The sequence below is a fragment of the Nostoc sp. JL34 genome (genome assembly GCF_017114945.1).
Classification (GTDB): Bacteria; Cyanobacteriota; Cyanobacteriia; order Cyanobacteriales; family Nostocaceae; genus Nostoc.
In genome coordinates this window covers 1-25,631 of record NZ_JABXKQ010000101.1, presented here as the reverse complement: position 1 = coordinate 25,631, position 25,631 = coordinate 1, and the positions used below count along the sequence as shown (strand labels likewise).

At 42.7% G+C, this 25,631-nt stretch carries 19 protein-coding genes, 3 tRNA genes and 1 pseudogene; 18 read left to right on the top strand and 5 right to left on the bottom strand.

Annotated elements, in window-relative coordinates:
- Window positions 1-55 precede the first annotated feature (55 nt).
- The 3 genes and pseudogenes from HWQ44_RS18385 to HWQ44_RS18375 form a co-directional block, all read left to right on the top strand.
- Window positions 56-766, top strand: a pseudogene (locus tag HWQ44_RS18385) (HAD-IC family P-type ATPase); the annotation flags it as partial.
- A 115-nt stretch (window positions 767-881) separates the two neighbouring features.
- Complete coding sequence (locus tag HWQ44_RS18380) at window positions 882-1,559, top strand: hypothetical protein (RefSeq protein WP_292721311.1); 678 nt, start codon at window positions 882-884, stop codon at window positions 1,557-1,559.
- Window positions 1,560-1,731: 172 nt separating this feature from the next.
- Window positions 1,732-1,926 carry a hypothetical protein gene (locus HWQ44_RS18375; protein WP_292721307.1) on the top strand — a complete coding sequence of 65 codons (195 nt, stop codon included), beginning with the start codon at window positions 1,732-1,734 and terminating at the stop codon, window positions 1,924-1,926.
- Here the strand turns inward: HWQ44_RS18375 and HWQ44_RS18370 are convergent.
- Together HWQ44_RS18370 and HWQ44_RS18365 are read right to left on the bottom strand one after the other, a co-directional pair.
- The gene (locus tag HWQ44_RS18370; protein WP_292721304.1) at window positions 1,917-2,870 is read right to left on the bottom strand and encodes an isoaspartyl peptidase/L-asparaginase; all 954 of its coding nucleotides are present in this window, start codon (window positions 2,868-2,870) and stop codon (window positions 1,917-1,919) included. The genes HWQ44_RS18375 and HWQ44_RS18370 overlap by 10 nt on opposite strands.
- Window positions 2,870-3,064, bottom strand: a complete 195-nt coding sequence (locus HWQ44_RS18365; protein ID WP_292721303.1) for a DUF2256 domain-containing protein — start codon at window positions 3,062-3,064, stop codon at window positions 2,870-2,872. The genes HWQ44_RS18370 and HWQ44_RS18365 overlap by 1 nt, the downstream gene beginning before the upstream one ends.
- Before the next feature lie 442 nt (window positions 3,065-3,506).
- Between HWQ44_RS18365 and HWQ44_RS18360 the strand changes: the two genes are divergently transcribed.
- The 4 genes from HWQ44_RS18360 to HWQ44_RS18345 are packed head-to-tail and all read left to right on the top strand — an operon-like array spanning window position 3,507 to window position 8,460.
- Window positions 3,507-4,781: a DUF4331 domain-containing protein gene (locus HWQ44_RS18360; protein ID WP_292721300.1), complete on the top strand. Its 1,275-nt coding sequence runs from the start codon at window positions 3,507-3,509 to the stop codon at window positions 4,779-4,781.
- Window positions 4,782-4,786: 5 nt separating this feature from the next.
- Window positions 4,787-6,199: a tetratricopeptide repeat protein gene (locus tag HWQ44_RS18355; protein ID WP_292721298.1), complete on the top strand. Its 1,413-nt coding sequence runs from the start codon at window positions 4,787-4,789 to the stop codon at window positions 6,197-6,199.
- Window positions 6,196-7,689 (top strand): sulfite exporter TauE/SafE family protein, encoded by a 1,494-nt coding sequence (locus HWQ44_RS18350; protein WP_292721296.1) that lies wholly within the window; start codon window positions 6,196-6,198, stop codon window positions 7,687-7,689. Before HWQ44_RS18355 ends, HWQ44_RS18350 begins: the two co-directional genes overlap by 4 nt.
- A gap of 57 nt (window positions 7,690-7,746) precedes the next feature.
- Window positions 7,747-8,460 carry a hypothetical protein gene (locus tag HWQ44_RS18345; RefSeq protein ID WP_292721292.1) on the top strand — a complete coding sequence of 238 codons (714 nt, stop codon included), beginning with the start codon at window positions 7,747-7,749 and terminating at the stop codon, window positions 8,458-8,460.
- A 435-nt stretch (window positions 8,461-8,895) separates the two neighbouring features.
- Here HWQ44_RS18345 and HWQ44_RS18340 read toward each other — a convergent pair whose 3' ends face one another.
- Entirely contained in the window at window positions 8,896-11,097 is a 2,202-nt protein-coding gene (locus HWQ44_RS18340; RefSeq protein WP_292721289.1) for an AAA family ATPase, read from the bottom strand.
- Window positions 11,098-11,518: 421 nt separating this feature from the next.
- A complete protein-coding gene (locus HWQ44_RS18335) occupies window positions 11,519-14,440 on the bottom strand; it encodes a GAF domain-containing protein (RefSeq protein ID WP_292721287.1) in 2,922 nt (973 codons plus the stop codon).
- Between the two features lie 129 nt (window positions 14,441-14,569).
- Between HWQ44_RS18335 and HWQ44_RS18330 the strand changes: the two genes are divergently transcribed.
- The gene (locus HWQ44_RS18330) at window positions 14,570-14,944 is read left to right on the top strand and encodes a hypothetical protein (protein ID WP_292721285.1); all 375 of its coding nucleotides are present in this window, start codon (window positions 14,570-14,572) and stop codon (window positions 14,942-14,944) included.
- A gap of 14 nt (window positions 14,945-14,958) precedes the next feature.
- On the top strand, window positions 14,959-16,089 hold the full coding sequence (locus HWQ44_RS18325) for a quinone-dependent dihydroorotate dehydrogenase (RefSeq protein WP_292721283.1): 1,131 nt from the start codon (window positions 14,959-14,961) through the stop codon (window positions 16,087-16,089).
- Window positions 16,090-16,115: 26 nt separating this feature from the next.
- Here HWQ44_RS18325 and HWQ44_RS18320 read toward each other — a convergent pair whose 3' ends face one another.
- The gene (locus tag HWQ44_RS18320; RefSeq protein ID WP_292721280.1) at window positions 16,116-16,850 is read right to left on the bottom strand and encodes a hypothetical protein; all 735 of its coding nucleotides are present in this window, start codon (window positions 16,848-16,850) and stop codon (window positions 16,116-16,118) included.
- 562 nt (window positions 16,851-17,412) lie between these two features.
- Here HWQ44_RS18320 and HWQ44_RS18315 point away from each other — a divergent pair.
- The 9 genes from HWQ44_RS18315 (at window position 17,413) to HWQ44_RS18275 (ending at window position 25,516) form a co-directional block, all read left to right on the top strand.
- A tRNA-OTHER gene (locus HWQ44_RS18315) sits at window positions 17,413-17,541 on the top strand.
- A gap of 50 nt (window positions 17,542-17,591) precedes the next feature.
- Window positions 17,592-17,718, top strand: a tRNA-OTHER gene (locus HWQ44_RS18310).
- 208 nt (window positions 17,719-17,926) lie between these two features.
- A tRNA-OTHER gene (locus tag HWQ44_RS18305) sits at window positions 17,927-18,052 on the top strand.
- Between the two features lie 37 nt (window positions 18,053-18,089).
- Window positions 18,090-19,691, top strand: a complete 1,602-nt coding sequence (locus HWQ44_RS18300; protein WP_292721278.1) for a TROVE domain-containing protein — start codon at window positions 18,090-18,092, stop codon at window positions 19,689-19,691.
- Window positions 19,692-20,327: 636 nt separating this feature from the next.
- Window positions 20,328-21,308 (top strand): 7,8-didemethyl-8-hydroxy-5-deazariboflavin synthase subunit CofG, encoded by a 981-nt coding sequence (cofG, locus tag HWQ44_RS18295; protein WP_292721275.1) that lies wholly within the window; start codon window positions 20,328-20,330, stop codon window positions 21,306-21,308.
- 149 nt (window positions 21,309-21,457) lie between these two features.
- Window positions 21,458-21,754: a hypothetical protein gene (locus HWQ44_RS18290; RefSeq protein ID WP_292721273.1), complete on the top strand. Its 297-nt coding sequence runs from the start codon at window positions 21,458-21,460 to the stop codon at window positions 21,752-21,754.
- Between the two features lie 106 nt (window positions 21,755-21,860).
- Window positions 21,861-23,189: an AAA family ATPase gene (locus tag HWQ44_RS18285; protein WP_292721271.1), complete on the top strand. Its 1,329-nt coding sequence runs from the start codon at window positions 21,861-21,863 to the stop codon at window positions 23,187-23,189.
- Window positions 23,186-25,165 (top strand): tetratricopeptide repeat protein, encoded by a 1,980-nt coding sequence (locus HWQ44_RS18280; protein ID WP_292721269.1) that lies wholly within the window; start codon window positions 23,186-23,188, stop codon window positions 25,163-25,165. The genes HWQ44_RS18285 and HWQ44_RS18280 overlap by 4 nt, the downstream gene beginning before the upstream one ends.
- Window positions 25,166-25,294: 129 nt before the next feature.
- On the top strand, window positions 25,295-25,516 hold the full coding sequence (locus HWQ44_RS18275) for a hypothetical protein (protein WP_292721267.1): 222 nt from the start codon (window positions 25,295-25,297) through the stop codon (window positions 25,514-25,516).
- Window positions 25,517-25,631: the final 115 nt, after the last annotated feature.

The following is a 25,631-nucleotide window of genomic DNA, read 5'->3' as shown; positions in this document are numbered from 1 at the left end:
TCAGTACCTCTGCCATAATCCCCCTGTCAATAGGGTTTGAGACGCGCTAACCCTGGAAGAGATAGCAGGCTATGGGATTAGAGCCAAGGTTGAAAATAGGGTAGTGATAGCGGGAAGCGATCGCCTATTACATAGAGAGAAGATTGCTCACGATAATTGCCAGTTAGAGGGAACAGTTATTCATCTAGCAGTGGATGATATTTACGCTGGGTATATTATCATCGCTGATGAACTGAAAGAAGATGCTAGAGAAGCTATTCAAGCACTCAAGCGAATGGGTGTAGAGAGAACAGTAATGTTGACAGGAGATAATCAAGCGATCGCTTCCCGAATTGCTCAACAGCTTGGTATAGATACCTACGAAGCAGAGTTATTACCTGAAGAAAAAGTTAATGCCATTGAGAAGTTACTCAGCACCGCCGGTAAACATGGTAAAGTTGCCTTTGTTGGCGATGGTATTAATGATGCGCCAGTGATTGCGAGAGCAGATGTTGGTATGGCAATGGGTGGGTTAGGCTCAGATGCAGCGATAGAAACTGCCGATATTGTGATTATGACAGATGCACCATTAAAAGTTGCAGAGGCAATACAAATTGCCAGAAAAACCCGAAAAATTGTTTGGCAAAACATTGGGTTTGCTTTAGCAGTTAAAGGTGTCTTTATTGGATTGGGTATTTTAGGTATAGCGACAATGTGGGAAGCTGTCTTTGCTGATGTCGGAGTAGCAATGCTTGCAATTTTGAACGCAACTAGAGCGATGAAATAAAAATTTTGGAAAATCGGGAATCTATAATTGGGAAATTGTAGCAGTTAACATTGAAGAGTAAAGAGTTATTTATTTAACGCTTCTTACTCATAAGCTGCTACCCAAAATAGAACCCATGAATTCATCAATCAAAGGCATTGCTACAGCTACTTTAGCTTTACTCCTAAACTATTCAGCAAACCCAGCCTTTGCACTACCGCAGAAAATCAATCATCCAGTTACTGTTGCTAAATCGCAACCCTTAAAAGATATCTTGATTGTTCCTGGGGAAAGAGTTGGCCCCATAACACGCACAACCACCAAACAGGATTTAGTCAAACTGTTTGGTGCATCCCATCTTGTTGATAAAACTATCTCTGGTGCTGAAGGAATAGGTAGTTTTGCAGCCACTCAGTTAAATTTAAATCAGGGGCGATCGCTGTTGGTAGTCTGGAGTGATAATACTCGTACCAAACCTCTAGATGTGCGTAACCTGGGTTCAGCTTGGAAAACTCGTGAAGGGATAGGTGTTGGAACACCCTTCAGCGAGTTACGCAAGAAATTAGGTAATTTTAAACTTTATGGATTGGCGTGGGATTACGGTGGCACAATTTTGTTGGATAGTAGTAAATTATCCCGCTATCAAGGCAAACTCATTTTACGAGTAGACACGGCTCCCAATGCTGATGAAAAGTTCCCCAATGACTACCAATCAGTTTCTGGGGATGGTACTTTTTCCTCCACCAATCCCCACTGGAAACCTCTGGGAATTAGGCTTGCAGAAATTATTGTTGTATTGAATCCAGGTGAATAGTGAGATGCTAAACATCAGTTTGCTTGCTAAGACGTAGAGAGACTATGGAGACAACGTTCTTCTACTAAATTTAGAACTGTGTAGTGGTTCTGATTCGCATTTTTTAGATCATGAAGTTTTTACTACAAAAAGTCTATAGAAAAATAGTAGTTTGTTCATATAAAATATTACGGTGTGTGAAATTAATAAAATAAACAAGCGCCGCAAATCCGGTGGTTTTTACTTGAATCAAGCAGAATTAATGGATATTCTGCAACAAGGATATCAAGTGGGACTGAAAAGAGCGGCGCTAGAAGCTTTTAAGGGCGTTATAAAACCCAAGCAGCAAAAAACTTTAGCCCAAGCACTGGAACTGATTCAACAATAGCCAATCAGTTCGTCGTCAGTCCATTCCAAGGTGTCGCCAATTTTTTCGCCGTCGTGATAGGCAGCGAGTAAGATTTCGCTAGTTTTACCCCAAGCGATCGCTCCATTGACATCTAAGGCGATCGCTCCCAAATCCCGTTTGTTCTGATGCGCTTCCCCAAAGGATCGCTGCATGGCATCTTTCAGGGACATCCCATCAGTGACACGCACTACAATCCGTGCGGCTAAACACTCATCAATAATATCTTCGCCAATGCCAGTACAACTCACACCAGCATTACTAGTCGCATAATTACCTGCGGGCATCGCGGAATCACTTACCCGCCCAATCCGCTCAAATCCTTTACCACCAGTGGAAGTGCCAGCAGCTAGTTTGCCATAAGTATCTAAAGCTACTACACCGATAGTGCCGCGTCCGGCATTGCTGGTTTCTAAAAGTTCGGGTTCTGCTACCACGCCAGCCATTGTGCTTTTAAAATTATCTTGGCGCTCTTGTATCCACTCTTGTAACCGCAAATCAGTCAAAGCGTTATAGCTGGGAAGCTGCATTTCCCGCGCCAACTCAGCCGAGCCGAAATCTGATAACACTCGGTCTGGCGAGGTTTGTAAAAATTGCGCTAACTCAATGGGATTTTTCACCCGTGAGATATTAATCACACCACTAAACCGCCCTGAGGCACCATCCATCAGGGAAGCACTCATTCGGATTTGACCATCAGATTGCAATACTGAACCAGTACCAGCATTAAAACGAGGGTTATCTTCGAGCATTTGGCAACCCTGCACCACCGCCTCAGAGGCAGTTGCTCCTGACAATAGCAGAGAATATACTTCTTCTATTACTGTATGGAGCGATCGGCGCACCGCCTCCAATCCTCCTTTACCGTGGAGAGAACTACCAGCTCCCCCATGAATAATTAATTTAGGTTGCACCTGTAACTCCATTAATCTCTTGCGCTATTTGCGTCTGTGTTGCGGTTGGTTTCATTTTGAGTCTCAGAACGGCGACGACGACAACGTTCTGAGCAGTATTTCACATCGTCCCAGCAATCTTGCCACTTTTTACGCCATGTGAAAGGACGTTGACATACCGGACAGATTTTTGTGGGTAGGTCAGATTTAGAACGAACACGTCCCATATAAATACTGTGTAGATGAGAATTTGATTTCTGAAAGAGATGGAAGATAATTATAACCAGTTTGTTACGAAGGGAGGATACTTTTGGCGAATAAATGTGTTGTCAATCTCTCCTTGGACTTATTCCTGAGTTAGCTGCCTGGGAATATAGAACTATGGGCAGATGACTCATGGGAGATTTTTGTGGGGGATTTAAACCCTTGCTTACGGAAGGTTGTGGCAGGAGGCAGAGGGCAGTATTCCTCCTGCCTCCTGCCTCTCTTGTTAAAACTTGAAACTAGAAAAGTGGGCAAGAAGTGAGCAAGTTTTGGTCTGGTAAGTGAGCAGTAGAGTCAATACACTGTGGAGTGCTTAGGTAATAGCCGCAGTCTTTTTTGAAATACTCAACTAACTTGCTATTTCCACACCAACAGTAGAGGCTAAACACCTCAAGAAGGGCAACTATGAGAATAAATGCTCGGAGTATCACCTCTTTTATATCAACTGAAAGCAGGTTACTCGTAGATAAAGCAGTCCAAAATATGGTATTTTTTTCCATCAAGCGATCGCTATATTGGACTAAAGCGACTCATTTTTTTCGTCCTATAGTCGCATTTGTCGCTATTTTGCTCGTAGTCCTAATCTATGCAACTCCTAAAGCTTTAGCTTCAGACCACCAGGACACAACTTTTCTTGCCACTAAACTTACTGCTGCGGATCTTACAGATTTGTATGTGTTTGAGAGTCCGACAAACCCCAAAAATGTTGTCTTAGTGATGGATTTCGACCCTCTGATCGTTTCTGGTGAAAAAAGACCATTCGATCCAAATGTTCTTTATCAGTTCAAGATCGATAACACTGGCGACAGTATTGAAGATGTCGTACTCCAATTCAATGTAAATGGCACAGGCGATAAGCAAACTGTTACAGTCCGCGGCCCAAGTCGTCCAACCACAGTAGGAACAGAGTCAGCTTTGCTTCCAGTAAGTTGGACAGGGCAACTCAACCAAACATTCGCCGCATATAACGGTATGAAGTTCTTTGTTGGGACACGCAAAGACCCGTTCTTTTTCGATTTGGAACAGTTCTTCAAAATCATCCCGGATCGGAACTATAGCCTTCAGCCTAATCCCAGTCCTCCCTTCACAGTTCTTACCTTTAGACCACCTGGACAAGCAAAAGACACCCTAGCCACATTCAATGTCCACTCAATTATTGTCGAGCTACCCAGGAAACTGCTTGGTAGTGGCAAGATTGGTGCTTGGATGACAACTAGTGTTAAAACTCCCAGACTCAGAAATGGACATTTTGCTCAGATTGAGCGGTTAGCAGTTCCAGCCCTGAATGAACTTTTTATGGACTTTAAAGCTCATAATAATAGTAATCTTCAGACACCAACTAAAGACGCTAGCAATCAATCCCAATTCATTCAAGCCTTTGTGAAAGCGATCGGTAGACCTCAAGGTATAGCCAATGCAGTTATCTCAGTAGCGATTCCTGATGTGATTCAAGCTGACCTTTCTAAACCTAGCGGTAGTTATTTTGGTACTCAGTTAGGCCAAAATTTTGGTGGTAGAAGACCAAAAGATGACGTAATCGATGTAACAGCATCTGTTGTCTTTGGTGATGCAGTTACAGGCATTTCTACTGGTATTATTCCGGGGCTGACTAGCGATAATGTTGGGCCTAATAATGCCAACTTTCTTCCTACCTTCCCTTATTTAGGCAATCCTTTGTAAGGTTTATGTATCTACGAATACTATGGGTGTTAGTGCTGGCTAGCCTACTGGTTTTACTAAGACCCTGTGATACACAAGCGCTAAGTTTAGGCTACACCAATGGTAAGTTAGGCATATATTCTTCTGCTGTGCAACTGCTGACTGTTAATTCCAGGCAGATATTACCAGTTCAGCAGTCAGATTTAGTCTTCCCTGATTATTTACAGCGATCGCATATTATCAGCGTCTATGAGGAGAAAGTTGCCCAATCTCCTGATTCCTCAATATTTTTACGTCTGTTAGCCGATCAATATTTGAGGCGCTTTCGGGAAATTGGAGATATAGACGATGTTTTACGAGCAGAACAAGCGGCACGTAGATCCCTAGCACTACAGCCGCGCCATAATCAGGTTTCTTCCATGCTCCTAGCATCAGCTTTACTATCTCAACATCAGTTTCGATCAGCTTTAGATGTGTTAAATAATTCATCTGTTGATAATCCCAATATTGTCTCGTTGAGGGCATCGATTCAGATGGAATTGGGCGACTATGAAACAACTCATCAACTATTGCAGAACCTTGTTGAGGAAGAATCGAACTCTGGTCATAACGCGGTTTTAGCTCGTTACTTAGAGTTAACTGGCAATTTAGCCTCAGCGCGACAACTGCTAGATGAGGCTATGCAGGAGATGGACTCTTTCTACACGACGAGCGCAGAAACTCGTGCTTGGTTTCATGTGCGGACTGGGGATCTGGCTTTTGCAGCCGGAGATTTTGCCCTGTCTGAGCAGCGATATCGGGAAGCTTTTGACCTTTTCCCACGGCATATAGCTGCCTTTACAGGACTGTCCCGCCTCTATGCGGCACAGCATCGATGGCAGGATGTTCTAAATATCGCCAACCAGGGTATAGAACTGATGCCGTTGGTAGAAACACTGGGGTACAAAGCTGATGCTCAACTGGCTCTGGGAGACCAGGAAGGCGCAGCTGAAACTGAAGATTTGATCGGGGTGGTAGCTTACCTGAGCAAGGTTAAAGGAATCTATGATCGCGCTTTGGCAGTCTACTACACCGAACACGGAATTCATTTAACAGAGGCACTAGAGATTGCCCGTAGTGAAGTAGCAGTGCGAGACGATGTGTATGCAGAGGATACGTTGGCTTGGGCAGCTGCGGCTAATGGGGAATGGCAAGAAGCGCAAAAGGCAGCACAACGGGCAACTCGCTTCGGAACAGAGGATGCTTTGCTGCAATTTCATGCTGGCATGATTGCGTTTCACTTAGGTAAGCGTGAGGAAGCAATAAAGCGATTAACTCAAGCTGTTAGCCTCAATCCTCAATTTCATCACAAGTATGCTGATCAAGCTCGTCAAGTCTTGGCTAACTTAGTACCCTCTATCTCTTTTCCCACTCCTAACGCTATAGGGAGTTCTTTATGAAAAAGCTGCTACATTACTTGGCTTGGAATACTGCAATCATCGCAATATGTTTATTTTGGATGTCGGAGGCGGAAGCCCATCCTTTAGGCAATTTTACCATCAATCACTACGCAGGAGTGCAGGTAGCGCCGGATGGTGTGGGGATTGATTATGTTCTAGATATGGCAGAGATTCCGGCTTTTCAGGAGATTAATCATTTAGATACTAATCGCGATCGCAAAGCTGAACCTATAGAGACGGTTCGATACCCCGATCAAAAATGCCAGGAAGTCAACTCACATCTGGAACTGTTGATCAATAAACAGCCTTTAGCACTGTCTTTGATCAAATCAACAGTCGAATTTCCTCCAGGTGTCGGAGGATTATCTACACTGCGGCTGAGTTGTAATTTTCAGGGGTCAACGGAGTTAGTAGGCGCGAATCAGTTAATCGAGTTTGAAGATCAGTTTTATCCACAGCGTTTGGGCTGGCGTGAGATTACTGTGGCTGCAAATGGCATTCCCATTCAAGGTGATTTCAGCTCTTTGAGTATCACCAACCGCTTGAGAGATTACCCCACTGAGTTACTTAGCAGTCCTCTCGACCAGCGTCGGATTGACTTTAAACTCAATCCGTCTCTGACATTGAGTGAACAAGCGCCTCCACCGTCTGTTAAATCATCCACCCGTTTAGATAATGCTTTGACAGGAAGAAGCAACGATGTTTTTACTAGCCTGATTACCCAGGAAAATCATAACTTCCTGACTATCCTAATAGCTCTAGCGATCGCCTTTTTATGGGGTGGTTTACACGCTCTGTCCCCTGGTCATGGAAAAACGATAGTCGGTGCTTATTTGGTGGGTTCCCGTAGTAATGCCCAACACGCCCTATTTCTGGGGCTGATTATGACAATTACCCATACTGCTGGCATATTTGCTCTGGGGCTAGTCACTCTTGGTACATCCCAGTTTATCTTCACAGAGCAATTGTACCCTTGGTTAAGCGTAGTCTCTGGTGTACTGGTAACTGTAATTGGTCTGAATTTGTTTATCAGTCGATTGCAAGGGACTCAAGTTTCTCATTCACATGACCATGTACATAGTCACCAACACAGCCACGACTTGCATCATCACCATCACCATGACCACAATCATGAGCATTCGCATCTACCGCCTCACGGTGATGTAAGTTCCATGAAGTGGTCTAGCCTACTAGCGCTGGGAATTTCCGGCGGCTTGTTACCTTGTCCTTCAGCCTTAGTAGTATTGCTGAGTGCGATCGCAATGGGACGAATTGGCTTTGGACTAGCGCTGGTGTCTGCCTTTAGCTTAGGTCTAGCAGCAGTACTAACTGGAATCGGCTTAATGCTAGTCTACGCCAAAAATCGGTTTGAGCATTTGCCACTCCAGATCCCCAGGATCAAGATGTTACCTGTAGCAAGTGCCTTATGTATTACCCTAATTGGCTTAGGTATTACTTCACAGGCTTTGCTCCCTCATCCCTGGAACTAGATGAATGTGCAATCATACAAAGCACTCATTTTTGTAAAAATAACCTAAAACAACTTTATGTCACAAGCAATTAAAGAATCCATTGTCTCAGAAAACAATCTATCTCATCACTCTACCGAATTTTCACAAATAGCCAAGCTTAAGAGTTTGAGTGAATGTTCATTTAATTTTTGGCAAAAATCGCTAAGACGTTCAATCCCTATTGCCTCTGCTGCGATCGCTGTATCTGTAAGTGTTATCCTGCCATCTCAGGCATCCACCATTTCATACTCAGGTAATACAACAAACGCACCAACTTTTAACCGTCCTCAAACGGAAGGGTTTGAAGGTGGTACTAACCCACCCACATCACTTTCTAGTAATGGCACCGCCGTTCCTTATTACAGCCAGCCTTTCTTAGTTGATACTACTGGCTCCTATGATATTTCAGGTTCTCAAGCTTTCTTGGGCATCCAGTTCTTGTACCAGAACAGCTTCAATCCAACTACCCCATTAGTTAATTTACTGAGTGGGAATGATCCTTTCCCAGATGAGGGCACATCTGGTTTTAACGGCTTGAGCTTAACTGCCAAGAATCAATACTTTTTAGTCACAACTGGATTTGATAATAGCAATAACAGTTTTGGTACTTTTACCAATACCATCACAGGCCCTGGCAATATTACACTTGTCCCCGAACCTTCTTCAATCGCCAGCACAGTAGTCTTTGGGATTTTTGGAAGCACCTTAATACTAAAGCGCAAACTGAAAAAGCTAAAATCTGTCAACTAACCTCCGAATGAATCACCTAAATTCATTACTTATACCAATTCTCTGTAAACCTGCACTTAATAACTAATTTTTTTCTTTGCGTACTTGGTTGTTTGTTGAATAAATATTAAGTGCATCTTAATGGATAATTGGTATTAAGTTAACGGGCAATCACCCGTTAATGGCTGAATCTAAACTCCAAAAGTAGCAATAACTAAGGATAGTCGTAATCTATCTAATTCATTGCTAGTTATGTGTGATGAATTTTTCAGAAAATCTTATTTTGAGGAAAATATGAAACGATTTATCTTCATTTCTTTAATAACTACTTTGTGCATAATAGGCTACTTTGAAATTAGCTTGTCACAGGCTGAAAAACTTTTTTGGCTGAATTTGAGTCTTTGAAATCCTCCCTCACAAAACTATTTCGCACTCTGCACTCGTAATTTTCACTGATTAGCTAATTTCTCTTTGCCATAAAATATCTGTAACTCTCGTCATCCCAGCTTTCAGATGACGGCGATAGGTACTAAAAGGCAAATCTAGTAACTCAGCCGCTTGTTCTTGCGTGGGGGCGGGATTTAAATAAGTTCGATAAACAGCGCGGTAGAGTTTTTCATCACGCGGGGATGATTGTAAGGATTCAACTGCTTGTTTCACCAGATTTTGTAAAACGTTAACGCGTTGGCTTTGCCCAGAGTCCGACTGTTCGGAGAGTTGCGTGTCCTTTGGACTCTCGCTCATACTTGCTTTTGTGGCAACTTGTTCTGACACTAAGCGCCAGAACACTTCCTGTACGCTTCGCGATCGCACTAATGGATTATTCTGTAATGCATCAGGACAACTAAAGTTACGTAACGCATTCTGCACCGCCTCCACAAATTCTGGCTGACTAAGAACTAACAGAGGTTCACTGACTGGAGTATTATCTACAGATTCTCCGGCAGTTGTAACCTCTTTTCGAGCCAAAATTTCCTTCCATGCAGCAGGTGAGACAATTCGCCAGTCATGCCCATAAACACCATAGTGTCTTCCCTCAACTGTAAAATCAGTTTCAGAAAGTCGTGTTAAGTCGAAGTAGTTTAACATTGCTGTCCAACTATTTGCTTGGGCACAAGGTAGAAAGGTGTATGCTAACCCCGGTGTTTTCTGAAAATACTGCACAAAATTAATGAAAATTAGACTTTGGGTGGGGGAAACAGCTTGATAGGTGTCCCGCGCCATCCAGAAGCGGAAAACAGTTGCGCCTTCGCTAGGGCGTAATGGTGCATGGGTTTGGAGATATTGCCAAGATGCAAGAGCGCCTGGATCTGTACTCAAATCTTCAGCAGTTGCTGTCTGCAATGCCACCATCATTGCAAATCCCGCAGGTTCGGAGTGCAAGTCACGAAATACTACTACATTCTGCGGTTGGCGCTTCAACCAGTGAGCTGCTATTTTTGCTGATTCTTCGCCTTCGTATTCTGCCACCATCCCCAGCAGTGCGGTTTTGTCAGTTTCCCGTAGTAAGTCCGTCAATAAACTACTTTGCTCACCCCAAGTGAAACAGGAGCGAATCGCCGAGTTATCCCGATGCAAAAAAATATAATCAAGTAGCACTCGATGCTTTTCTTGTCCTTGGGTTTGTCCTAGTCGTTTAGTATAATATTGACGCGCTCGGTGGTGTAATTCCGTGTAAAATTCCGAATTACGCCAACGCAAGTCAGCAATTAAAACTTCGCGTGCTAAATCGTGGGGAAATAAACCCAATTGCCCTGATTCGATAAACGACAATCCGCGCAACCACTCAAATAAATCGTGAACATCAAGTATTTCCCCTAAAGAGTGAGTCTCACCAGCCAAAGTATTTTGAGGCAGAGCCAATATTTGATTTAGTGCGGCTTCGGTAGTCAGCCGGATCACCGCACAAGCTTCTAAAGCCATACGGTGTGCGGGCGTTGGTACTTCTTTTATGAATCTTGACAACAGTGTTTTAACAACATTGGGAGCAGAATCTGCTTGAAAAAAGATTTCTTTTCCCTGAGTAAATACCTCAGCAACCAAAGATAATGCTAGAGGATGTCCGTGGGTAAAATCTAGAATCGCCTGGTGTTGTGTGGTGGGAATATCTCGTGTAATGAGATAAGTTTGACTTTCTTCTGGGGTAAGGTTGCGTAGGGGCAAAGTGTGCATCAAAGCTTGCCAACCTGGATCGCTACACCAACCAGATGAGGGGGGATTGCGTCCAGCAATCACAATTAAGGTATTAACAGACAAATGGGGTAAGAATCCTTCCCGCAACCATTCATCTAGCTGGGTAATAGCTTCATAGGTATCAATTAAAATTACATTACGTTCTTGTCTTTGGGCTAGCACATGCAAAGGAGAATCTGATTCATTCAATCCCATCAACGAACGCAACGTGCTAACAAAAGATTCTGGCGCAGCTTCTATATTACGTCCTTCTACGTAGATAGTTGATATTTTTGACCGTTCACAAAACCGCAAAAACTGCTGCATAAGGGTTGTCTTGCCCACACCACCAGGGCCAAAGACGTGCAAAATGTGAAAAGGTAATTCTCTTGATGCGATCGCCTCAAGAAATAGCTCCAGTTCCCGATCACGTCCCACGAATCTGCGATTCCGTTCTGCACTTAGTCGCTGTAATAGAGATGTCATTGGCATCCCTTCCTTAAATTTTACGTAGGATTACTGTTTTAAAGTATGAAGGATGTTTTTGATTTATAAAATCTTCTTTGACAAAATTTATAAATTTTAGATCCCACATTCCGTATGTTATTTTGTCCTATGCGAAGTAGTATGTTAATCCTGGGTGAAGTAGGCAATTTTTTTAAGTATTTATGCTCATGATAATTGATGTGCTGGCGATCGCATATGGATTAGGATAAATCATGCATATGTAATTTACGCTGTTTAAATTTCAAGAGAGTTAGAAAGGGGCGATCGCGCAATCAAGCTGATCAACACTCTTCTTCTGAAACCTTGATAATAGGGTGCTTTGAACAAGTCAGAAAATTTCCACAACTTAATTTTTTCTTAACTAAAGCTGATTTTCAGACACTTATTTTGAAAAATAGTACTAAGAATCATGACCAACTAACGGCAACAGCAAGCGGCTAACTACTCGATTGTCTGGTAATTGATAGAAATTCAATTCTCCTCCCAACTCTTGCATAAGATTTTGGCAGATTAGCAGATGTAAACCTGGTGGTTGATCGAGGTTGGAGGGAGCAAGCATATCTTTGGGTGTATTATCATGTAGCTCTGTGAGTAACTGTGGTTCGATCGCACCGTTGTATGTAATCGACAGTTCGAGCGATGTCTGATGTTCATCTCCAACGCTTGCAGAAGAATGCTTTGCGTCTAGGTTTTTAGAAGCATCTAAACGGCGACACCAAATATCAATTCTGCCTCCAGTTTGAGAACGGTTACAGGCAGTAACCAATAATTCATGAATAACTAATTCAATTTTGACAATATCACCAGCGATCGCCATTGCAGGTTGAGCGCTGGAGGTAGGAACACCTCTAACAAGAGAAGAATTCTTTGGCGACTCTTGTTCATCAATTGGTTGTCCCAAGCCATGTACACCAATCCACAGCTTTTGTTGTTTAAGTAAATTTTCGATGCGTTCGAGCGATCGCTTCAGTAAACTAGCTATAGGCATAGTTTCCCAACTGATATGTAGCTGCCAATGCTCAAGTTTTAGCATTCCACTCATAGAGGTGGCTGTATGATCTAACTGCCGCAGTAATAACTGGTAGCGCATCTGAGTTAGTTCATTAGCAGGAATGCCCAAATCATGTATTTGTTTCAGGGAGTGCGCCGTTATTCTTTGAATTTCCTCTAGGCGACGATGTTTGTACCAGTTGAGTTGTCGTAATTCCTCTGTTGTGGATTCTAGAAGTCGGGTAATTTGCTTTTCACGCCGCCACCAGGCTAATTGAGAAATCAGAGTTGCTGTCGCACTGAGGTTTTGTTCTGACCAGCGACGCTCTTGATAGTCAGCCAACAACACTACACCTGTGGTTTCATAGTCAGTATTGGTACGCAATGCCATCACCAAAATTTGACTTTTGTCTGGAGCATTCAACCATTTTCGGGTTTCTGGGGGTAAATTATCTACCTTCAAAGTCAGGTAACTCTCTGTAGCAAGTGCCCACTGAATTAAGGCTTCAGTCTGGATAGGAATAGATGCATCAGAAAAAATCCCAAATTGGCTATTGTCAATCACTCCAGAGATAATTTCTGCCCAACTTTCACCAGGTGACCAGGATAGCATTATCGCTAGGGGAGAACCCAAAATTGATGCTATTTGTTCGAGTGCTTTACATTCTAAATTCTTCTTTTGAACCTCAATGCTGTTCTGGGATTGTGTCAGAATACGTAGGCATTGCTCAAATGCTTGGGAAGTTTTCTGTTGCTGGGTGGTGCGGTTGTGTAATTGCCACTGACGAACAATTACACCAATCTGTTGACTGACGGCCCACAGCAATTCCTTTTCCAAAGTTGTCCAAGAACGATGAGTTTCGTGAGTGATCACCAAAAGTGGTGCTGGTATCTGACCGTGAGTGCATTTACAAATAAGTAGCGATCGCACACCATTCTCTAACAACGAGGGACGCCAGTTAAAAAAGCGTAAATCTTCATCTAAGTTTTCAATCTCTACCGCTTGAGTTGAACGTTGCAAAAGCTGCCCATCTAATTCTTTAAGAGTATTGAGGGTAAATGTCAACGGACGGCGATTATGGGGTTGGCTTTGGTAAATAAATTGATAATTATTCTGCTCAGGGTCATACTGCAACAGCAAAAATCGCGTAGCACCTAGTCGAGCTAAAACTCTTTTAGCACAACTGTGTAAAGTTTCCTGAAGGTCATGTTCGCTATAGATACCTTGGGCAACTTGGCCAGTCAGTTGGGCATCCTCTTGAATCTGTTTAATGGTGCTTTCCATGCTTTCGGTAGGTGCAACCAGGGAGATTAAACCAGCAACACCTTGGACGAAATTTTTGTCTGTGTCTGTCCAGATACGAGGTTCATTGCTTTCCACTGCTAGAAAACCGACTAAGTTCTTTTGCCAGATGATCGGAGCTGCCAGGAGCGATCGCACTTTCAGGCGTTGCAGCAATTTTGCTGTAAAATGGCTCTTTAAAGAACTGCGGGCATCACCAATTGAGACAATTTGGTTAACTGCCAAAGCATAATAAAAGTCGCTCAACTCCTGTACAGTCACTCCTGCTGATTGCTGAGTGCTAGAATTGCGATCTATTTTGACCAGCTGATTGCTCATCCGACACCAAAAGTAGCGCCCTTCCCGCTCAAACCAATAAACATTTGTCCGGTTGGGAGAGACAAATTTATGAGTTGCTTGCACGGCTGCTTCAAGTCTTTGATTCAGGTTACCGAGGGTGCGTAAATTTTCCAGCAATTCTAATAATGGCTCGTCGGTTCGCCTGGTTTGCTTTTGCTGCTTATGCATCTCATTTTGATAAAGCACTGCCCCCAGTTCACCTAAAACCATCATTAAACGTGCTTTTGTTTCTCCTGTCAGTAGGTAGCCCCAGCGTTCTGAACCCAATAACACCAAACCCAAGCAACGGTCTTTATAACGAATTGGTAAAATAATCGTTCCCTGGATGTGTAATTTTTCGGCTATTTTGTGCCATTCGGCGGCGCGAATTTCAGTTTGCAAATCAGCTACACCTAAGGGATGCTGTTCAATTACCACTTGCTCTAACAAATCCCCAGGACTGAGAACAACCCGTTGTCGTAAAAAACTCGTGTCACGATCGGGTGTGATGCCCCCTTTGCCAAATAATATGTGATTTAGGCGATCGTAAAGAGCAATCCAAATCAGTCTGTAGTCAAACTGTTCCTTGAGATAAGAAATAGTAGTTTCAATCAGAACGTCAACATCATCTTCTTCTCTGAGGCTCTGGAGTACACGTCCTAAGGAGAGGATCTGCTGTTCGGCGGCTATAGGTTTTTGTGGCTGCCCCATCTGATTTCTTGGTTAACATAACTTGTAATATATAAGATGCCCAGAAAAGCACCCTGAGTAATATTGCCACGGGTGTTCGCTGAAAGTTCTAGGTAACAGGTTCGTTAAAGTTAGAGGAGTGCTAGGGAAATGGGCGAAACTTCGTCCGATGCTCTAGAGGAGCAGAGACAAATCTCAGAGGAAAAGCGAGAGTCTGCTGAAGATACTAGGCTTTCACAAGAGGAGCAGAGGGAGTCTTCTGAAGATACTAGGCTTTCACAAGAGGAGCAGCGACAGCTTGCTGAAGAAATGAGAAATTCTGCCGAAGAAATGCGGCAGATTGCTGAAGAAATGAGAAATTCTGCCGAAGAAATGCGGCAGATTGCTGAAGAAGTGCGGCTAGCTAAAGAAGAACTCCGACAAGCTAAAGACGAACTCCGACAAGCTAAAGACGAACTCCGACAAGCTAAAAACGAACTCCGACAAGCTAAAGAGGAAGCGCGGCAGTCTACCGAATTAGCGTAGTGTTAAGGATTGAAATGGATATTTATCAACTTGCTATTCGTCCGCTTTTGTTTAATGTGGTAAAAACTGATTCAGAGTGGTTACACCAGCAGACGATTCGCAGTTTTAATTGGCTATCGCAAACCCCTGCTAGTTGGATAAACCAACGCTTAAAGCAGTCTTTATGTGTGTACGATTCCCGCCTAGAACAAAATTTGTTTGGGCTAAACTTTCCAAATCCGGTAGGGTTAGCAGCTGGCTTCGACAAGGATGGAGTAGCTGCTGGCATTTGGTCTAACCTGGGTTTTGGCTTTGCGGAATTAGGAACTGTAACTTTTCACGCACAGCCAGGAAATCCGCGTCCCCGTTTGTTTCGCTTGCCTTTGGATAAAGCTGCTCTCAATCGGATGGGCTTTAATAACAGTGGTGCAGCAGCAATGGCGGCACGATTAGCACAAGAAAAACAGGAGTCAACCCACTTAATACCCATAGGGATAAATTTGGGTAAATCTAAGGTAACTCCCCTAGAAGCGGCTGCACAGGATTATCTTGATAGTTTTCGCTTACTCAAGAATTTGGGAGACTATTTTGTTGTTAATGTCTCTTCTCCCAATACACCAGGGTTGCGATCGCTCCAAGATGCTTCTATGCTCAGTGCTATCTTAGATTTATTACAACAAGAAAATACTACACAAAAACCAATTTTTGTCAAGATAGCGCCAGATTTGGATTGGGTTGCGATCGCTGACATTATAACTCTTGCTAAAACCTACCAACTGGCGGGAATTATTGCCACTAACACTACCATCCGCCGTGATGGATTGAAAACCCAGGTGATTGACCAAACTGGCAAATCACCCCAGGAAGAAGCTGGCGGAATTAGTGGTGAACCATTGCGCGATCGCTCCACTGAGGTAATTCGTTTTATTTGGCAGCAAACCCAAGGACAAATCCCAATTATTGGCGTTGGTGGCATTTTTTCTCCTGAAGATGCTTGGGAGAAAATTACTGCTGGTGCTAGTTTGATCCAGGTTTATACAGGCTGGATTTACGAAGGGCCACTGATGGTACGCCGGATTCTAGCAGGTTTGCTTTCCAAGCTAGAACAAAGCGGATTAAATTCCATCGATGAAGCTGTGGGTTTACAGGTAAAAAGTAAAAAGTAAACCTTTAAAGTTCTTCTTTGTACCTTTTAACTTTTGCCTTGTTCTTCTTCCTCCACTGGGAAAAACTCCTTAGTTTTTTCCGAGTATGACCAGGCAATACCATCAGGGTCTTTGCTGCGACTCCACTCAGGAAACTCTGGATCGTTTCGCCGTTTATAAACTGTACTGGAATAGACATTTAGTCGTTTAGCAAGTTCAGATTGGATGAGAGAGCCAAAAACTAACTGTTTTTCTAGCGATCGTTTAGCTTCCTCATGGGTTGGCTGTGGGAGTGATTCGGTTTGTGCTTCTTCCTCCAGTGGGGTTGGTGGTGCTAAGAGCGATCGCGCAGTTTTAGTAACTGGTTGAGCCGGAAGTTCTTTGACAGGCTCACTACTGTCAAGAATATTGCCGAGAATGCTGGCAGTTATAAAGTAATAAGACTGCCCCGCCTCTTCGGAGTTCACTATACTGGCACCAAATTCCGAGGCTTTACCATCCAAGTAGCGTTTTGCCGTTGTTCCAGGAAAATTACCCTTGATTGCCAAATCCATTGGCGTCAGTCTGCCCTGATTTTCGCGAACCAACTGATGAAAAATTGGGTTAACTCGCACAGTCCACTGTTGCCATTGATATTCCTGCCAAACCTTGAAGCCAATTACCAGCACAATTACCGCCAGTAAAATTCTCCAAGTGGCAACTAGGAAAATAATCAAAAACGAGATGGGCAAAAGTAGAACGAGAAAAGCCTTACCGTTACCTTCTATGGGTTTCTCACTCATGCCGATTTTTGCCAAGTGAATTTTAGTAAATAATATTATCTATCTTGGCAAAAATTGTGTCACTTTTTTGTATCTTTTGGCAAAGTCGCGGCAAATTTGTCGGCAAAATCTTTACTCAGTAGGTGTTATAGGTTTATCATCCTTCGGCTCGTATAAGATTGGTCTGCGATAACTACGGCGGTAAACTACGCACAAAAGTTTTTTACCAGAGAAAATAAGAGGGTTTTGACTAGAGCGATCGCAATACATCTCGAATAATATCCCCCCGAAATTCTGATCCTCAGCTTGTTTGTACCGCTCAGACCTTTCTTTGTAAAGCAATAATTCTAAATTAGCCAGACCCTTGACAACGGATAATACAAATACTACATTAATAATACAAGTTAACTTTCATTAGGAAAGTTAGTTTTGATAGCTCAAATGGCACGCCCACTTTGTCTGGAAGGGCCGAGGTATGTAGGGTTATCGCATATAACTAAAACACCCTCATCAAACTTCTGGAGGTGTAGATAAAAATCCTACTTCGTTACAGCAAATTTAATGCTGAGTTTTGAATTTATATGTGGTGGGTAGCTCAGTGGATAGAGCGCCTAAATATCCTTATTCACTCCTTGCCTGAAAAGGCCGACGAATTGAGGGTTATCGCATCCCAGCGGGAGGTCGCGGGTTCAATTCCCGCTCCACTACACCAAATCTAGTCCTGAATTTTGAATTTTGAATTTTAAATTTTGAATTTTCATGTGGCGGGTAGCTCAGTTTGGTAGAGCGCTAAACATCCTTGTTCACCCCTTGCCTGCAAAGGCCGACGAATTAGGGTTATCGATTAGGGTTCGAGAGGTCGCGGGTTCAAATCCCGCTCCGCCACCCAAAACTTAATTTTGAATTGTCATCTGGTGGATAGCTCAATCTGGTAGAGCAATGAACGGGTTAATTTCCATAGTCCTTAGTTCAGAAACTTGCCTGCAAAGGCCGACGAATCGAGGGTTATCGTTAATTCATCGGTTGCAGGTACCCTACGGGAAGCAAGCTACAAATCCTGTTCCACCAGAGTAAATTTTGTGTTTTTAATTTTCATGTGGCAGATAGCTCAGTTGGTAGAGCGCCGAAAAACATCCTTGTTCACACCTTGCCTGAAAAGGCCGACGAATTAGGGTTATCGCCTCTTAAGCCGGATGTCGCAGGTTCAAATCCTGCTCTGCCACCTTTCATTTTTGCCCGCAAGGGCCGGGAGATGAAGCCATGAATTACAATTTTTTCACTAAAAAGAAGACAAGTACACCCCAAAATCAACCTATCCCCGGACGGGAAGCAGAGATGATTCCGGGACGTTCCGGCGGCTTTATGTTTGATGCTGGCATTTGGAAAATGCTGCGTCGCTGTCTTTTAGTTGGCACAGCAAAAAGCACTTACTACGCTGGTAAACAGGAATTAACTGAGGATTTTGTCAAAGTTGTCAGACAAGCTGTTGCTGAAAATCCCAGCCGTGTGGCAGAAGAAATTCTCTATGCTAGCGATGGACGCGCCATCAATAATAGTGCGCCTATATTAGCTTTGGTGCTGCTGTCGATGGGTAAAGCACCAGCAGCAAAACAGGCGTTTGGTGAAATTTTCCCACAAGTTGTCCGCACTGGTAGCCACTTCTACGAATGGCTGAACTACACCAAATCTCTACGGGGATTTGGCAAAGTCGTGCGGGAAGCTGGTAAAACTTGGCTTTCAAGGGAAGATGTCAAGGGTTTAGCTTATCAACTGTTGAAATATCAACAGCGTCAAGGCTTCTCCCACCGAGATGCGTTGCGGTTGTTCCATGTCAAACCGTCTACAGAAAATCACCGTCAACTATTTGAGTGGGTAGTTAGAGGCTGGGAAGAATTGCCAGCAGACATCCCCTCAGAGGCGTTGGCGCAGATTTGGTGGTATGAGTGGCTCAAGCGTCATCCTACCCAAACCCATGAAGCTATTTCCCAAGGGCACTTAACCCACAAAATGGCTGCACCTGTGGGTAAAATGGACAAGCTTGCTTGGCAGCTCCTATTTCAGGAAATGCCAATAGGTGCAATGCTGCGTAACTTGGGTTCTTTGACTGAACTGGGTGTGTTGCGAGCCGATGAAAGCGCTAATTTGCTGCAAGTGGAAGCAGTTCTTAATCGCAGAGAACATCTGCGTAAAGGTCGCATCCATCCGATTGATGTTTTGAAAGCACTCAAAACATATCAATCTGGTGGAACATTAGGACGTAGTAAGAAAACTTGGAACCCAATTCCTCGGATTGTGGACATCTTAGAAAAGGCGGTTGAACTGTCTTTTGATGTTGTGCAACCCACACGTAAAGTGTTCATGCACGCCGTGGACGTTTCTGGTTCTATGGGTAGCATGGTTGCAGATATGGGACTGACTTGCTGTGAAATTGCCACCACAATGGCACTGGTGACAGCAAAAGCAGAGAAAAACTACATGATTCGCGGCTTTGCTACGGAATTCCGGGAATTAGGTATCACTGCTAAAGATAGTTTTAGTTCTGCGGTTCGCAAAGCTAGCAACCAAAACTTTGGTGGAACGGATGCATCAGTAGCTTATGACTGGATGATTAAGAATAAGTTCAAAGCTGACGTAGTCTGCTTTTGGACTGACTCGGAAAGCTGGGCTGGGTATAAGCATCCAAGTCAAGCGCTGAAGGAGTACCGCAAAAAGGTAAATCCCAATGTTAAGGCGGTATATGTCACCTTGACACCTTACCAGATTACTTTGGTAGATCCTAAAGATTCGCTGTCTTGGGATTTAGCAGGGTTCGACCCAGGTACGCCTCGGATCATCCAGATGCTGGCTACGGGTGAATTGTAGATATTGCTGAAGGATAAAGGATGAAACACTTTATCCTTCATATTTCATGGCGGGTTATCCTTGTTCGCAACTTGCCTTTCGGGGCCGAAGAATTTAGGGTTATCGGTTACGTCTCCACCATTGTGGGGATTAGCGGGTTCAACCCCCGCACCCGCCTTTGTTTGATTTTTACCTCACGTAAGGGCGCAAAGAAGAAGGCGATTTAATTTTGAATCGTCGTTTTTCTATTTCAGCGATGGGTAAGAGTCAGGTGTCTTTGATGTGCGATCGCATTTGTCAAACTTTTTATTTAAAATTATGTTGATTAGGTAAAAATTTTGCAATAAATATGCTGCAAGATTATCTAATCGCATGGCAATAAGATTCACACGGTAATCTATAGGAATCCGCTTTGATTTGGTGAACTTACTTGCTTTAGTAGGCAAGAGGTAATAAGAAAGAAGGCTCTTTTAGTTTTACTGAGGTTTTTCACGCAATCAAATATGAGTCTTATATATAGTTTGAGCAAGGCATTCTTTTGACTACCAATTTTAGATTGCCGATTTGAGATTTTTTTATTTTTTGTTCATGCCTTACCCCTTGTGGGTGAAACAAATCCAAAATCCAAAATTGTTTGACTAATAGATTATCCTGCTTATGCCAATTAATAATTCTCATCTTGTCACCTATAGCCCTGCTTATACAATTGTTCCTACTTACGAGTGCTTTAATCGGTGTAGCTACTGCAACTTTCGCAGTGAACCGGGTAAAAGTCCTTGGATAAGCCTTTCTGATGCAGAAAGTATTTTAAAACCACTTCAAAGCGAAAAAGTCTGTGAAATCCTCATACTTAGTGGTGAAGTACATCCCCATTCAACAAGGCGTCAAAGGTGGTTTGGGCGGATTTATGATTTGTGTAAATTAGCGCTTTCAATGGGGTTTTTACCACACACAAATGCGGGCCCATTAAGTTTTGAGGAAATGCAAAAGCTCAAGTGTGTAAATGTTTCGATGGGGCTGATGTTGGAACAGTTAACGCCAACATTGTTAAATAGTGTACATCGGCACGCACCGAGTAAATTACCTGAAGTTCGTTTACAACAATTACAATGGGCGGGAGAGTTGCAGATTCCCTTTACAACTGGGTTACTGTTAGGAATTGGGGAAACTGTAGATGATTGGTGGGAAACCTTGGAAGCTATATCTCAACTGCATCAACGTTATCACCATATTCAAGAAGTTATTTTGCAACCTCATAGTCCAGGGTATCAGCAAACCTTTGATGCACCACCTTTTGATCCTCATCAGTTACCAGAAGTAATTGCTAAAGCACGTCAGATTTTACCGCCAGATATTACTATTCAAATTCCGCCGAATTTAGTTAAAGATGACTGCTGGTTACTCGCTTGTATCGAAGCTGGTGCGCGAGATTTGGGTGGAATAGGGCCAAAAGATGAGGTGAATCCCGATTATCCTCATGTTCAGGAACAGGCATTAAGAGAAATTTTACAGCCTGCGGGGTGGGAATTGGTAGCGCGTTTGCCAGTTTATCCGCAATTTGATAGCTGGTTGTCGGGGGAATTACAAACAGCAGTGAAGCGCTGGCGCAAGATTCTAACCCCAGTTTCTCTTTTTTAAGAATAGGGAAGTAGAGATTTTCCCATCTAGAAAACTAATTCAGTAATTCTGAAAGAACCTCTCCCCCAACCCCTCTCCGAAGCGGAGAGGGGAGTTTGGCTCCCCCTTCCCTACTAGGGAAGGGGGCTGGGGGGTTAGGTTTTTGAGAGATGAATCGATGCTCTGCTCTATTAGTTGACGAGTATTTGAACTGGATTCATCCACCTCTGAACTCCGTTAACGAGTATTTGAACTGGATTCATCCACCTCTGAACTCCGTTAATGAGTATTTGAACTGGATTCATCCACCTCTGAACTCCGTTAACGAGTCTTTAAACTGGATGAATCCACCTTTGAACTCCGTTAACGAGTATTTGAACTGGATGAATCCACCTCTGAACTCCGTTAACGAGTATTTGAACTGGATGAATCCACCTTTGAACTCCGTTAACGAGTATTTGAACTGAATGAATCCACCTTTGAACTCCGTTAACGAGTGTTTGAACTGGATGAATCCACCTCAATTCTGTATGATCTCAATTATTATGAGCATCATTGCTATATTTTTTACCTATGGTTAATAGTACTGACTTACTCGCAAACCTCTACAATGCCTTTAACCCCTTTGAACCCTTACCCGCAGGCGATCCAAAATATGTAGATTGTCAGGATGTGCGGGGAGATGCCGATATTTTGCAAGAGTTGGGAAATCGGATGCAATTGGCAAATACAAATACTTGCCAATTGTATTCTGGTCATCGGGGTGCAGGGAAGTCTACAGAATTACTCAGGTTAAAGAAGTATTTAGAAAATCGGAAATTTTATGTAGTCTATTTTGCGGCTGATGAAGAGGATATCGATTCTGAAGATGCCCAATATACAGATATACTCCTCGCCTGTACCCGCCGTTTGCTCAAAGATTTAAAAGGAATTGCTAGTCCTCGTCCGATACTCGACTGGTTGAAAGATCGTTGGGTAGATTTAAAAGATTTGGCACTGACTCCCATAGAGTTTGAGAGTATGGCTGTAGAAGTGCAGCTTGCTCAATTTGCCAAGTTGACCGCAAATTTAAGAGCTGTTCCTGAATTACGCCAGAAGATTCGTCAAAAAATTGATCCTCACACCGTCACTTTAATTCAGGTGTTAAATGAGTTTCTGGTGGATGCAAAACAGCACTTACCTAATGGCTACAATAAACTGGCGGTAATTGTCGATAATTTAGACCGGATGGTGTTAGTCAAAGACGGCGACGATCGCACCAACTATGAGGAAGTCTTTTTAGACCGTAGCGAACAACTCCAAGCTTTAGATTGCCATTTGATCTACACTGTCCCCATTTCAATGGTCTATTCTACCAGGGCAACAGACCTCAGAGATATCTACGGCGACCCCCAAATTTTGCCGATGATTATGGTAAACACTCTCAAAGGAGATGTTTATCAGCCAGGACTCAAGAAAGTTAAGGAAGTAATTAACAAGCGAGTCCGGCAAATTGCACCGGAACTATCACTAGAAATAGAAATTTTCGACAGTCCCCAAACCTTAGACAGACTTTGTTTAATGAGTGGAGGTCATGTGAGGAATTTGCTATTGTTAACTCAAGATGCCATTGGACGCACTGAAGAGTTACCTGTTTCAGAAAAGGCAGTACGACGAGCAATTACTCAAGCCAGAGATACTTATCGCCGCGCTGTGGAAAATCATCAATGGGATCTGTTAGCGAAAGTCTCTTGTTCTAAGCGGATTATTAATGATGACTTGTATCGGAGTTTGATGTATAACCGATGTCTTTTAGAATACCGCTATTTTGATGATGATGGAGAAATGCAGCGTTGGTATGATATTCATCCGTTGATTCAAGGAATTCCAGAATTTAAAGAAGCCGTAGCGAAACTTTCATGAACCCAAATTTAAGTGATTGGGATGATGATTTACCCGCAGAACCAGAAGAAGCTTATCAAGACTTGCTTCGCGCACTGAAGCGGAAATCAGGATTTGGTTTGTTTTTTGTCCAATGTACACCTGTGGAAGCAGACAAGTTGATTGTCAAACTTCCCCAGGAGATTCCGCAGAAAAAGATTGCAGTTTTGCGGTTGGTTGAGGCGATTGATAATTTATATCAACCAGTGACAGAGTTTATTAAAGACAAGCAAATTGATATTTTATTAATTAAAGGTCTGGAATATTCTTTATACAAGTATGAAAAAAGAAGTTTTGGGGAAATTACAGAAGGGCAATTTAGCAATTTAACTAGTGTTCCGCATATTTTAAATCACTTAAACCAACAGCGAGAACGTTTTAGAGATGATTTTCCTATTAGCTTTGTTTTTCTTTTGCGTTCATTTTCGATAAACTATTTAATTCACCGCGCCCCAGATTTTTTTGATTGGCGTTCTGGGATATTTCAATTACCTACAGCACCAGAGGTGGTAGAACAAGAATCAAATCGTCTGCTGTTGGAAGGAGACTATGATGAATATTTGCAACTCAGCCCAGAACAAAAAATTGAGAAAATTTTGGAAATTCAAGAACTTATTAATGAAACACATCAAAAATTAATTCGCAGGTCTAATTTATTATTTAAAATGGGAAATTTGTTAGTTGCTGTTAACGAATATGAAGGAGCTATGACATTTTACGAAAAAACACTAACAATTCAACCAAGTTTCCATAAAGCTTGGTACTATCGGGGAAATGTGCTAGGTCATTTAGGACTCAATGAAGAAGCGATTGACTCTTACGAACAAGCTCTAAAAATTCAACCAGAATTCTATGAAGCTTGGTACTATCGGGGCAATGTGCTAGGTCATTTAAGACGCGATGAAGAAGCTATTTACTCCTACGACCAAGCTCTAAAAATTCAACCAGAATTCTATGAAGCTTGGTACTATCGGGGCAATGTGCTAGGTCATTTAAGACGCGATGAAGAAGCTATTTACTCCTACGACCAAGCTCTAAAAATTCAACCAGAATTCTATGAAGCTTGGTACTATCGGGGCAATGTGCTAGGTCATTTAAGACGCGATGAAGAAGCTATTTACTCCTACGACCAAGCTCTAAAAATTCAACCAGAATTCTATGAAGCTTGGTACTATCGAGGCAATGTACTAGGTCATTTAGGACTCAATGAAGAAGCTATTTACTCCTACAACCAAGCTCTAAAAATTCAACCAGAATTCTATAAAGCTTGGTACTATCGGGGCAATGTACTAGGTCATTTAGGACTCAATGAAGAAGCTATTTACTCCTACAACCAAGCTCTAAAAATTCAATCAAAATTTCATGAATCTTGGTACTACTGGGGCAATGTTCTAGGTCATTTAGGATGCAATGAAGAAGCTATTTACTCCTATGACCAAGCTCTAAAAACTCAATCAAAATTTCATGAAGCTTGGTACTATCGGGGCAATGCTCTAGATGATTTAGGACACAATGAAGAAGCGATCGCATCCTACGACCAAGCACTGAAATTTAAACCAGATTACCACCAAGCTTGGTACAATCGCGGCTATGCGCTAGATGATTTAGGACGCACTGAAGAAGCGATCGCATCCTACGACCAAGCACTGAAATTTAAACCAGATTACCACCAAGCTTGGTACAATCGCGGCTATGCGCTAGATGATTTAGGACGCACTGAAGAAGCGATCGCATCCTACGACCAAGCACTGAAATTTAAACCAGATTTACACGAAGCTTGGTACAACAAAGCTTGCTGTTATGCCGTTCAAGCTAATATTGAGCAGGCGCTGGAAAATCTACAACAAGCAATTAATCTAAGTCCTGATGAATGCCGTGAATGGGCAAAAACCGACTCATATTTTGATAGTATCCGCGAAGATGAACGCTTTCAAGCCTTGATTCAATTATTACTATAAAAACTAAAATAATGTAGCGATTAATTTAGCGATCGGCTTCACACATTGACTGAAAATACTAACTAAAATTAAAAGCGATCGCTCCTAAATAGAATTAAACTATCATTATGAAAATCCTAACTAACACTTATGCAAAATGAATTGACTACTCTGACTTATGAAATTGAACTAAAACCAGGGGAGAAATTGAATCTCCCAGAATCAATACTGAAAAATATAACTACAGGACGCTGGGTAATCACCATCCAACAAAAAGCGGAAGAACCCAGAAGTACCCGCAACCATGACGCTTTTTTGAACGGCTACGCACCAGAAGACGAAGGACTTTATGACGACTATCCAAGCAGGTGAGTTTTGGGTAGCAGATATTCCATTTACTAGCGGTAGCAGTTCCAAAAAGCGCCCAGTGCTTATAGAACCCATTTGACATCTTTTACTGTGTTGAAGTAAAGTGAGCGCAAAAGTT